Consider the following 11,899-nt stretch of genomic DNA (forward strand, 5'->3'; position numbering starts at 1 on the left):
TACAGTAGAAGGACCATTTCCCAAACGGTTGCCAAAACATGAACTGCCTGCAAAATAATATTTTTTAATAGCAATTAGAAAGATTAATCTATGAATTTCACCATTAATGGACCTGCCCTCATATTCGGCCAGGTCTTTTAATTTTGCGTGAGTTTCTGAATCTATAGCCATTACCAAGGAGAAGGGAGTTCATTTCGGCAGACAGCAGGCATGAGTCATAGCACATTCTACAGAAGGTGTAAAGCAAAACAAAACGAAATAAAATATAAAAAATCTCTTAAAAATATAAAACAATATTCCGATTAGTAGACTATATGAAACAATATCATTTACAATAAATATGTAGTATTTATGCAACTTAGCGGAATATCATCAGCAGGAAATTGAGTCAGATGCTTTAGCTCTTAGCGGAAGTATGGTGATTGTTTTATCCGTTTGGGACATCATTAAACTATTTATCAGTTTCTTATGAAACAGCAGTAATAAATCAGATAAGAGAAAGGATAGCTAATGAGAAACAAAGAATGGAGCGTATTCAGAAAAACTACAGCTGTGATTCTTACAGCTACTTTGGTGCTCATATCTGCGGGCTGTGGAAAAGGCGGGAACGCGGCTGAATTTGATCTATCGAATGAGGATGGCTCTGGTTCTGTTACTTCCGGAATTCCCGGGGGAGGAAAATGGGTTGATTCTGACGTTGTATTCACAGTCAGGTCTGAGGATAATATACGTTTTCAGGATGATTTTGCAGCGGCTGCCAATAAAGATTATATTGCATCTGCTGTTCTGGACCCCGCATATGAAGAGGCCAGTATATTTCTTGATGCAAATAAGCTGATGTATGAAAGATATATGGAGATTGCTTCTGATGAGGCTATGTCAGGTGATAATGCAGAAAGATATAAAGCATTGGTTAAACTGTATTCTGATTGGGATGAGCGAAACAAGCTTGGAGTAAAGCCTCTTGAAAAGTATATTTCGGATATACAGAGCATATCCTCTATAAGTGAACTTACGCAGTACCAGGGGAACACTACGAGAAATCCCTTTGGGCTGGGGCTGTTAAATCCGGAAGCTGTGAGTACACAATTGCAGTTCCCGGACAAGAGCACGTTAAAGCTTCAGGCTCCAAAGCTCTCTCTGGGGTCTAATTCCTCATATGTGGAGTATACAAGCAATACATTAGCAGCTAAAGAAAAAAACGATGATGTAATCTTCTATTTCCTTGGAAGGCTTGATTTTTCTGAAAAAGAGATCAAGGCTATCCTGAAAGGCAATTACCGTATAGAGACTTTTATCGCAAGAAACAGTAATATCGAAAACTTCGGTGTTGGGGAGATGTTTACACAGGCTCAGAACACCAGGGAAGGGCTGAAGACTTTACAAGGGGATTATCCGCTTTTACAGATATTGGATAGCAGAGGCTATTTGAAATGTGACAGCTTTTATGTGGATTATTCCTATCTGCAGTCCTTACATAAGATCTATACAGAAAAGAACCTTGAAGATATCAAGTCATTCCTCATTGTACAGACCATTGATTCAGTTAAATACCTTCTCGACCGCGAATCATATGAAAAGATGGTTAAGCTGTATATGAACGGCGCTGATAACTATGAGGGAATTTCAGATAGCCAGAATAGTGTCCTTTTTAGAAATGACATTAAGATCTGTGGCTTTTTACCATTGCTGGATACTTTGTATCTGGAAAAATATTATACAGATGACGAAAAAATAGCTAAGATAAATGAATTTACAAGTGCACTGATAAAGGCGTATGCACAAATACTGGATGAAGAAGACTGGATGACAGAAGAAACAAGGACAGCTGCAAAGGGGAAGCTGCAAAATATGGCTTTGCATCTTGTAAAGCCTGATAATATCGCCGATTATTCAGCTGCGGACATAAAGTCCTATGAAGAAGGAGGAAATCTTGTAGAAGCTGCTGCTGAGGGCAGACGGATGATAGAAACTCACATGGCAGTTAAAAGCGCTGATTCAAATTGGGATAGATATAAATGGGATATTTACGATGCTTCCAGAACTACTACCGAAGTCAATTGTGTGTACTATTGCAACGAAAATGGCATCTATATAATGGCGGGATATCTGGCTATGTGCGATGCTGCTTTTGGAGAAGATGCATCACTTGAGCAGTTTGCAGGCATCGTAGGAACTACGATTGGCCATGAGATAACCCATGGATTTGATTCAAACGGAACAAAGTTTGATCTTTACGGGCGCCAGTTTGATGATGATAAAATCCCCATTGATTGGATGACACCACAGGACAGGTCAAAGATGGATGAAAAAGCATCAAAGCTGGCAGGATACTTCTCACTGGCAAGGCCGATTCCGGGGCAGCAGAAGGTAAATGGAAATGCCGTAAAAGATGAGGCTATTGCTGATATGGGAGGTGTCAAATCAGTACTTTATGCGGTAAGGGAAATACCTGATTTTGATTATGATGAGTTTTTCAGAGCCTTTGCAAGGCAATATGCGGAGCAGACAACTGAGGAAAATGAACTTGATACCATGAAAAGCGACATGCATCCGCTTCCGTTCCACAGGGTAAATATTGTTCTTCAGCAATTTGATGAATTTATAGAAACCTATGATATAAAGCCGGGAGATGGAATGTACTTAAGCCCGGAAAAAAGAGTCAATGTCTGGTGATATCTGTTAGGAAGGAGACAAACTATGGGATCAGAGACTTCAAATGCAGCAATAAGGCTTGATAACATAATCAAAAGCTATGGTAAACATGACGTACTTAAAGGTGTCACCATGCAGGTGAATAAGGGAGATATCTACGGCCTGGTAGGCAAGAACGGAGCAGGTAAAACCACTATTTTTAAGATGATTCTGGGACTGTCAGAATACACTTCAGGCAATGTTTCCATAGCCGGTTCCCGGAACCGAAAAGAGCTGTTTGCAAACAGATCAAAGGTAGGCTTCTTTGTCGGATCCAATTTCTATGGTTATCTTTCCGGCAGGGCGAACCTCGAATACTACGCAGCAGCTAAGGGGCTTAAGGGAAAAGCGTTAAAGGAGGAAGTGGACCGTGTTCTAAAGGTTGTTGGTCTTGTAGACGGTAAGGAAAAGCAGAAAGCTAAGGGCTATTCCCTTGGAATGAAACAGCGTCTCGGAATAGGCAATGCAATCCTTGGTAATCCGGATATTCTCATTCTGGATGAGCCGACCAACGGTCTTGATCCTCAGGGAATAGCAGATATTCGTCATATGATACGGCGGTTTAGAGATGAGTTTGGCATGACAGTCATAGTTTCAAGCCATATTCTGGGAGAACTGGAAAATACCGCGGACCGTTTCGGTATAGTACATGAAGGCGTTATAGCAAAAGAAATCACACAGGAGGACCTTTCTGCAAAGCGCCCGGAAGTGGAACTTACAGTCTCAGCCGGAAATTTGGAAAGAGCTAAAAGTATTCTTGCAGAGAATGGTATTGATATTCTTAAAGAAGGAAAAGAGAAAGTTACTCTGGAAGATTATTACTTTGAACTCATTGGAGGATCTGCAGAATGAGAAATTTGTTAAGAGCGGATTTGAAGCGTATCTTTCGGGTTGGTCTTATTTATATAGGGCTTTTGTTGGCGCTGATCTATATTTCATATACGGTGCTTGAAGGCGTTGTAAATGATGGCTCAATTGGACTGGTAAGAGGTGTGCAGAAGTCGCTTAACGGGGCGCCTATAGCTCTTTTTATAGTTTTTCCCGCTTTCTATGCTGTTTTTGCCCATGAGCTGTCCTCAAAGTCCATGCAGGCTATACTTGGTCATGGCATAACAAGGGATAAGCTCATAGTTGCCAAGCTTCTTGATGCGGCAATTGTTCTTTTTTGCGTGTACCTGGTCATCATTGTGGCAATCCTTGCAGTAATAAACGGAGAATCAGCAATTATATTAAGCTCGCAGCAACAGACGAACCTTGTTGTTTTTATCATATTGAGGTGGATTAGACATTTTGGCTACATTGTCTTTTCTGCCATGATCATGTATATTTCGGGCTCCACGGTTCTGGGGATAGTCGCATGTGTGGCATTTACGGTTGTGTTTAGACTTGTGTTTAACCTGATAGAATTTTTTTCTACACTGTCATTATATGACTATACCTTTGATGGCCTTTTGGACTGGGCATATACCGGAATAGAGATGGAAACTTTCCCGTGGCAGATTCTTCCGGCAGCCTGCTATCTCTTGGCTGCACTGGCGATCACTACCTATTTCTTCCGGAGAAAGGAGTTTGATTTTTGAAAAATCTAATTTTTGCAGATGTAAAAAGAATCCTGAGAAAGCCGTCATATTGGATCGTGCTTGCAATATGTCTGTTAATTTCGTTTTTCTGGACCTTGGGTGCAAAAAGAAATGGAACCGTAAGCGGCCTTACTTTTGCCACTAATCAGGGAACTGCTATAAATACAATGAATCTTTTTATAGGGATTGCTATTTATGTGAGCGTCTACGCCGATGAGTTTTCGTCTAATTCCATGCAGTGCCTTATTGGAAGAGGAATTTCAAGAAAAAGACTCCTTATCGCCAAGTTCATTAACTGCGTGATCATCACCTTTATTTCTTATGGAATCTATGCCCTTTTTATCACCTTAACAGGTCTGATAATGGGCGCAGACATGAACATGTCAGAGAGCAGCTTTTTGTACAGTACGATATTGACCAATGCTTTTCTTATCCTGGGTTATGCAACCATATCCATGATTATTCTATTCTGGAGTAAGAATGTTGCCTATGCCACTTTGGTGGATGCATTTCTTCTTTTTGCGGGAGATACATTGCTGAGCGGTCTGAATATGATTCCGGTGATAAAATTCTGGCATATAGACAGGCACGTTTTTTCACATGCCCTTGCATGTGCCAAAGTAGATCTGCTTCTAACTGGTGGAACAGCAATATTTACACTCCTTTGGCACGTTGCAAAAATCTGTATTATTTCGATTATTCTGGCATATCTGCTCTTTAGGAAAAAAGAGCTGGATTTCTGATTTTTATTGGCGGAGAAGAAAGGAATTTCAAGCATGAAAAAGAGAGCGGTATCTCTGATTATATGTATGGCTATGGTAGGGACTATTATGGCCTGTGGTAATAACGCGGCTCCTTTGGAGGTTGTTGATGAAGCGCCGCAAGCAATATCAGAGGTGGAAGAAAGCACTGAAAATGAAGAAACAGATATGTCCGTCAGTGAAGGAAATTCAGACGCACCGGCAGGTGAAGAGGAAAAAGAGACGGTAACGACAGGAGGATATCCGTGGATAAACTCGGACATAAAAGAGAATGTTACTCCTGACATGGAGGTTTCTCCTAAGGATGATTTTCATCTCTATGTAAATAAAGGATGGCTTTTGGAGAATGATATCCCAGATGGATATACGATATGGTCTCATTACCATGAGCGGGAAATTGAAATAAAAAAACAGTGCATGGAGCTGCTTAAAGATGAGACCATAGAAGGCCATGATGCTGAAGTAGTCCGCACATATAATAATCTGCTTTTAGACTGGAATGCCAGAAATGAAGCCGGATATACGGATATAAAAGAAGGCTATGAGAAAATTCTCGAAGCAAGTAGTGTTGAAGACATAAGCGGACTTATCACGGACAAAGATACGGCTTTTGAGTATTACAATTTTATGGCATATGCTGTAAGAAGCGGCCTTAATGATCCGAGTAAATACCTGCTTTGCGTGGATACACCGACGCTTATTCTGAAAGATTCTGCTGAGTATTCTAATAGGACAGAAATTGGAGATATTTATTATAATTCGGGAAAAGAATTGTTTTCGTTTATGTCGGGGAAACTGGGAATGTCATCGGAGGATGCTGTTAAGTATTTTGATGCAGCGATTGAATTGGAAGGAAAGCTTTCAGGATCAATATATACCACAATGGAGAAGAAAGGTGAAGGATATCTGGATAAGGTAAACAATGAGATGAGCTTTGAGGAACTGGCTGCACTTTCTGTGAAGCTTCCTATAGCAGCCATTATTGAGGCGGTCGGATATAAATATGATGGCATATATCTTGTTACTACTCCTGATTATTTTAAAACTCTTGATGAGGTGTACACAGATGACAATTTGGATGGCATCAAGGGAATCTTGCTATTCAATTATTTTTCAAAGTATGCAAAATACCTCGATAAAGAAACTTACGATAAAACAAATGAGTTGAATGCCAAGTATCTTGGTACAAGTGGGACATTATCCGATAAAGAGAACGCTTATAATATTGTCACAGATTTACTTCCGGTATCAATGCAGAAAGTATACATTGCAAAGTACGGATCTGAAGAAGACAAAAAGAGAATGGAAGATTTGTGTCAGCAGGTTATCGATACTTATAGAGAGCTGCTTAATGAGAATAGCTGGGCTTCGGATGAAGTTAAGAAAAAAGCCATTGAAAAACTGGATAAGATAGCCATTCATGCCGCTTACCCGGATAAATTCAGAGACACTTCCGATATTGATATTTCTGATTGTTCACTTATTGAAGCTACCAGGCGCATCTGGATGGCTGAGACAAAGCATGATATGAGTTGTTTAGGCCAAAACCTTGATAAGGACATGTGGGCAGAAGGCTTTAATATTTTAACCTGCAATGCCGGGTATGATCCGTCTGCCAACACTATTAACATGATCATAGGAATGATGGGAGAACCTTTCTATTCAAGTGATATGGACGTGGAAGAGATGTACGCCTCAATTGGAGCATTCTGGGTGGGACATGAAGTGTCACATGCTTTTGATAACTATGGATCACAGTTTGATGCTGAAGGAAAATATAAAGACTGGTGGACAGAAGATGATAAGGCAGAATTTATGAGACGTGTAAAAAAGCTGGATGATTACCTTGATAGTATAGTTGTCTTTGGAGATTACAATTGCATCGGTACGAATATTGATACCGAAATGGTGGCTGATATAACCGGACTTCAATGTGCTCTTAGGATGGCTTCAAAAGTAGATGGATTTAATTATGATAAATTTTTTACAAAGTATGCTCAGATTAATGCTAATCTTGCTATTTACAGTTCTGAATTAACTAACCTTTTACAGGATGAGCATCCAAGAGACTATCTAAGAACAAATGTCCCTGTTCAACAGTTTGAAGAGTTTTATGAAACCTACGATGTAAGAGAAGGCGATAATATGTACCTTGCTCCTGAAGACAGGCTTTTGATCTGGTGATCCATCAGCCGGAGCATTATTTTGGCAGAAAAGCTCTGACTGAGTATATCCATAATTTGTATTAAGTTATAGCAACCAACAAAGAAAGGAGAAAAATATGACATCGATTATCAGTTTTGTTCTAAGTTTGATTATTGTGGGGATTCTTTATAAGAATATGATTGCCTGGGAAGGAGATTACAGAATTTCAAGAGGACAGGCATTATTGCCGGTATTACTTGGACTATTATCAGTGCCGCTTTCATTCGTCTTTTTCCTGATAATCGGACTTACATTCAGGGCTGTAACCGGATTTGTACCTACAGATGGACCTCTATTACTTGCCAGTTTCAATCATGCGCTTTTTTCTGCAGCGCTGAATGAAGAATTGGCAAAACTTATCATTACGCTTATTGTATTATGCATCTATAGGAAAAAAATTAGAAATGTATATGAATATATGCTGATAGCAGGTGCTGTCGGATTCGGGTTTATTCTTATAGAAGACTTTGTATATAGTGTCAGTCTTCCTGTTCTCTTGATGAGGTTGCCGGGTATAACAGTGCATATGATGCTGGGGCTTGCCATGGGAAGACATCTTGGACTTGCCAGATATAACAAAGTAACAGGCAGAGGGTCTGTATTAAAAGAATATCTTCTTGCTTTTTTTGTCCCTGTGGTTTGGCATACTGTTTTTGATTTTTTTGGTGCAAACATGCTCATACATGCCGGGGATAATGTAGAGACTATGACAGCGGAAATACAAAGAACAACATATATTGGTGCTGGTATGGTGTTAATTGCGGTAATTCCGATATTCTTTTTCCAGTTCTACATATTCAGACGACTTAAGAAAAATGCCGCAAACCTTGTAGCGCTTTCCTTCATTGCTGAAAACAGTACAGAGCAGGAGAATACCAATGCTTAAAAAATATATTGAATTTATGAAAAAATCGCCACTGATAACTGCTGCGCTCTGCATAGTATACGTGGTTGTGTGTTTCAATACGGTACCTACAGAGACAAATTTCCAGTTTTTTATAGTGAGGACTTTGCTCTGCGGAGCGTCGTGCTTTTTCCTGTACCAGATATCCGGAGATAAGACGCTTGCCTCCTGCTATGTTTCTACAGGATATGTCATCAAGAACGCCATTGGATTTTTATTGATGTCCCTTATCATGGGCTCTGTACTGCTGATTTCGAATATAGAAGAAAAGGTACCCCTGAAGGAAAATCCGATATTGGGATTTATCATTATATTTCTTATGTTTATTTCTGTGGGACTTTTTGAGGAACTGGCTTTCAGGGCAGTTATAAACGATGCGATTATATATAAGTTCAGGGAAAAGAAATATGTCTTTGTTCTGAGTGCAGTGGTTTCCTCACTGGTATTCGGAGCTGCACATGTTTTGGGATTTGATCCCTCATCGCCTGTTGCATGGGGACAGGCGGTCGCCAAAACACTGGAATCAGGCGTTTTTGGTCTGGCCCTCCTTATACTGTATTGGAAGACAAGAAATATCTGGGCCTGCGGCCTGGCTCACGGACTGTTTGATTTTTTTGCAGGTTATACAGAAGGCCTGTTTGTTCCGGTTGGAGATTCGGGTTCATCGTATATTAATACCGGTGAAGATGGCGTGAGAATCCTTATCACATACTTTATAGTTGCTGCAATAAATGCAGTTCTGACGTTTATTGTGTGGAAGAAAGTCGGTAAGACTATTGATTTTGAAAAGATCAGACGAGAATGGTAAGGAGAGATTATGATGGCAAAGAAGATATTGGTTATATTGCTGATTGGAAGTATGTTTCTTGCAGGCTGTGGGGAAAAAACTCCGGACACCATTTCTGATGAAAAATCGCAGGATGATTCTGCTGCAGATGTAAGCACATCAGATGAGCCTTATACTGAAGAAGGTGATGAGTTACCAGTTGAAGAAACTGTGCAAGAAACATCCGAAGAAACAGCCGAAGAAACAGCCGAAGAATCGGATGGCGGAGCATATGTTATAAATGGCGGTGACCCATGGATAGATTCCAATCTTAAGGATAATGTAATAAATACCGGAAAGCTATCTGAAAAAGATGATTTTAACGTGGCAATTAATTATGACTGGATAATTAGCCATGATATTCCTGAAGGATACAGCAGATATAGTTCTTTTACGAAAATAGGCGAAATTGTAGAGGAAAAAGCCATTGCAGCTTTGGATGATGACACTCTGACAGGGCACGATGCTGAATTGGTCAGAGCTGTATATCAGGGATTTCTTAACTGGGATGAGAGGAATGAAGAAGCGCTTGCTCCTCTTGAAGTCATTGTGAAAGAGATTGAAGCCCTGTCCGGTACCAGGGATATTTCAGAATATCTTTGCGACCCCAACAGGTCTGTATTTTTACCTTCTATTTTTGAAATAGTCAACACTGCTGATCTTATTGATTCTACAAAGTATGTAACGGCACTTAATTTTGGTGACCTTATTTTAGATGATTCTGCTGAATACAAAAACAAAAGTGTAGTAGGAGAAATAGCAGATACGGAATACAGGAAACTTTTTTCAGAAATATATGTAAGAATGGGGTATTCCAGGGAAGAAGCTGATGCGCTTTATGATAATGCTATTGCATATGAAACTGCACTTGCAGATTCTATCTTAACAAATGCTGAACTTCAGCAACCAGATATATATGAAACGATACTCAATTACTATGATCCGGAAGAGCTTTATAGTCTTACACCAAATTTTCCTATGGAAGAATTCATTAAAGTAAGGGGCTTTGGCAGCACAAAGAAAATTTGGTGCATGTTACCGGAAAATATTAAAAAGATATCTGAGCTATATACAGATGAAAATGCAGAGAATATCAAAGCATACTTAATAGTTCATGGAGTTATTAAATGCGCGGAATATCTTGACAAGCAGGCTTTTGATGCCAGCATTTCTGCGACGAATAAAATAGAAGGTGTGGCAGGTGTACTTGCTGATAAACAATATGCATATCGCTGTGTACTTCAGTCCCTGCCTGAATCTATCGGAAAAATATATATACAAAAGTATGATTGCACAGAAACAAAGAATACTATCACGGAAATATGCAAAGAGACTTGTGCGATTTACAGAGAGATGCTTTCAAATGAAGAATGGCTATCTGATGAAACAAGGCAGTATGCCATGGATAAGCTTGATGCCATCGGGATTAATGTTATTGAGCCAAAAGAATATCAGGACCTGAGCGATCTTGATCTTAACAATCTTTCATATTTTGAAGCCAGTATGGCTGTGGAGGATTACTATTACAAGCTTAATGCTGCTAATACCGGAGGTGAAGTAAACAGAAATTTATGGGATAACTCAACACTTAAAACAAATGCTTTTTACAATGCCACAAACAATTCAATAAATATTTTGCTTGGAATCCTTGATGGTGATTTCTACAGGGAAGATATGTCAAAGGAGCAGCTTTATGCCTCAGTTGGAACTATTATTGCCCATGAGATTAGTCATGCATTTGATCCAAGTGGTTCTCAGTTTGATAAGGACGGGAACTATAATAATTGGTGGACCGAAGATGATACCGCGGCATTTCAGAAAAAAGCACAAAAGCTGATTGATTATTATAACGGAATAACCGCATTTGGAAATGAAAAAGTAAACGGCAGCATTGTTCAGGGAGAGGCAGTTGCGGATATAGCAGGGCTTAAGGCAATGTTGCTCCTTGCTTCAAAGGAGGAAGATTTCAATTACAAACTGTTTTTTGAAAGCTACGCAAATATGTGGAAAGAAATCTGCACTTATGAAGCAGACTATTCACAACTTACCCAGAACCCTCACCCGCTGTATTATCTGAGAGTTAATGTAGTTGTACAGCAGTTTGATGAGTTTTATGAGGCCTTTGACGTTAAGGAAGGAGACGGAATGTATCTTGCTTCTGAAGATAGAATTAGCGTTTGGTAAGGAGAATTGGTTATGGAAAACAAAAAAGTAAGGAAACATTCATTATGTGAAAAAAATGCTGTAATCGCAATGATACTGACAGTTCCGCTGGGTTTATTAACTCAATTGAGCGGCCAGCCACAGGGAGTAGTAAGCGCACTTATTGTCTCCGCTCTGTCCCTGGTTCTTCTGATCGTTTATAATAAGTGGTTTTCGCCTGAATTTGATGGCGTGTTTAAGGCTCATGTTCCGGTAAAAGAGATACTTATGGTATCCTCTGCGATGACAATCCTTATTATCGGATGCATAATCATAAATGCTGTATATAGTGGACTTGCTTTCAAACCATCAGTTTCTTTCGTGTGCCTGGCACTAATGGCTGGTATTAGTGAGGAGACCATTTTCAGAGCGATGCTTATTCCTATAGGAATGAGATATCTGAAGGTGAAGAATAGGGCAGTGGCAGCAGTAATTATCTCATCTGTCATCTTCGGACCGCTCCATTTGACAAATATATTCGTAGGAGCAGATCCTGTCATGACTCTGATACAGGCATTCATGGCAACCTGTGGCGGTTTTGTTCTCGCCGGAATATATCTGAGGACCGGATCGGTAATCCCGGGAATGATTGCTCACGCTGTGTATGATTTTATCAATTTTGTTACAGATCCAACCATCAATGAAAAGGGCGTTGTAGTTTCTGATAGCGGGAATGTTGGTATTTCGTATTATGTGATTATACTGGCGGTTTCGGTGACGCTTCTTG

General features: G+C 39.8%; 9 protein-coding genes. All 9 read left to right on the forward strand.

Features of this window, described 5'->3' with window-relative positions:
* Positions 1–510 precede the first annotated feature (510 nt).
* Positions 511–2,676, forward strand: coding sequence for a M13 family metallopeptidase (locus tag BMW61_RS20835; protein WP_091825860.1), 2,166 nt, complete (start codon positions 511–513; stop codon positions 2,674–2,676).
* A 24-nt stretch (positions 2,677–2,700) separates the two neighbouring features.
* Positions 2,701–3,546: an ABC transporter ATP-binding protein gene (locus BMW61_RS20840; protein ID WP_051209416.1), complete on the forward strand. Its 846-nt coding sequence runs from the start codon at positions 2,701–2,703 to the stop codon at positions 3,544–3,546.
* On the forward strand, positions 3,543–4,274 hold the full coding sequence (locus tag BMW61_RS20845; RefSeq protein WP_091825863.1) for a hypothetical protein: 732 nt from the start codon (positions 3,543–3,545) through the stop codon (positions 4,272–4,274). The genes BMW61_RS20840 and BMW61_RS20845 overlap by 4 nt, the downstream gene beginning before the upstream one ends.
* Positions 4,271–5,017, forward strand: a complete 747-nt coding sequence (locus BMW61_RS20850) for an ABC transporter permease (protein ID WP_091825866.1) — start codon at positions 4,271–4,273, stop codon at positions 5,015–5,017. Before BMW61_RS20845 ends, BMW61_RS20850 begins: the two co-directional genes overlap by 4 nt.
* Before the next feature lie 33 nt (positions 5,018–5,050).
* Positions 5,051–7,219, forward strand: a complete 2,169-nt coding sequence (locus tag BMW61_RS20855) for a M13 family metallopeptidase (protein ID WP_139176499.1) — start codon at positions 5,051–5,053, stop codon at positions 7,217–7,219.
* 97 nt (positions 7,220–7,316) lie between these two features.
* Positions 7,317–8,126: a PrsW family glutamic-type intramembrane protease gene (locus BMW61_RS20860; protein WP_026487766.1), complete on the forward strand. Its 810-nt coding sequence runs from the start codon at positions 7,317–7,319 to the stop codon at positions 8,124–8,126.
* Positions 8,119–8,952 (forward strand): CPBP family intramembrane glutamic endopeptidase, encoded by an 834-nt coding sequence (locus tag BMW61_RS20865; RefSeq protein ID WP_091825872.1) that lies wholly within the window; start codon positions 8,119–8,121, stop codon positions 8,950–8,952. Before BMW61_RS20860 ends, BMW61_RS20865 begins: the two co-directional genes overlap by 8 nt.
* Positions 8,953–8,961: 9 nt before the next feature.
* Positions 8,962–11,154: a M13 family metallopeptidase gene (locus BMW61_RS20870; RefSeq protein WP_091825875.1), complete on the forward strand. Its 2,193-nt coding sequence runs from the start codon at positions 8,962–8,964 to the stop codon at positions 11,152–11,154.
* A 12-nt stretch (positions 11,155–11,166) separates the two neighbouring features.
* The coding region (locus BMW61_RS20875; RefSeq protein ID WP_091825879.1) for a CPBP family intramembrane glutamic endopeptidase at positions 11,167–11,899 on the forward strand (733 nt) is incomplete at its 3' end.

It is taken from the genome of Butyrivibrio sp. ob235 (genome assembly GCF_900109475.1).
Classification (GTDB): Bacteria; Bacillota; Clostridia; order Lachnospirales; family Lachnospiraceae; genus Butyrivibrio.

Bases quoted from the DNA above. Each gene is read 5' to 3' on its own strand.
- BMW61_RS20860 (WP_026487766.1), top strand. From the start codon at position 7,317: ATGACATCGATTATCAGTTTTGTTCTAAGTTTGATTATTGTGGGGATT.
- BMW61_RS20865 (WP_091825872.1), top strand. From the start codon at position 8,119: ATGCTTAAAAAATATATTGAATTTATGAAAAAATCGCCACTGATAACT.
- BMW61_RS20840 (WP_051209416.1), top strand. From the start codon at position 2,701: ATGGGATCAGAGACTTCAAATGCAGCAATAAGGCTTGATAACATAATC.
- BMW61_RS20855 (WP_139176499.1), top strand. From the start codon at position 5,051: ATGAAAAAGAGAGCGGTATCTCTGATTATATGTATGGCTATGGTAGGG.
- BMW61_RS20870 (WP_091825875.1), top strand. From the start codon at position 8,962: ATGATGGCAAAGAAGATATTGGTTATATTGCTGATTGGAAGTATGTTT.
- BMW61_RS20845 (WP_091825863.1), top strand. From the start codon at position 3,543: ATGAGAAATTTGTTAAGAGCGGATTTGAAGCGTATCTTTCGGGTTGGT.
- BMW61_RS20835 (WP_091825860.1), top strand. From the start codon at position 511: ATGAGAAACAAAGAATGGAGCGTATTCAGAAAAACTACAGCTGTGATT.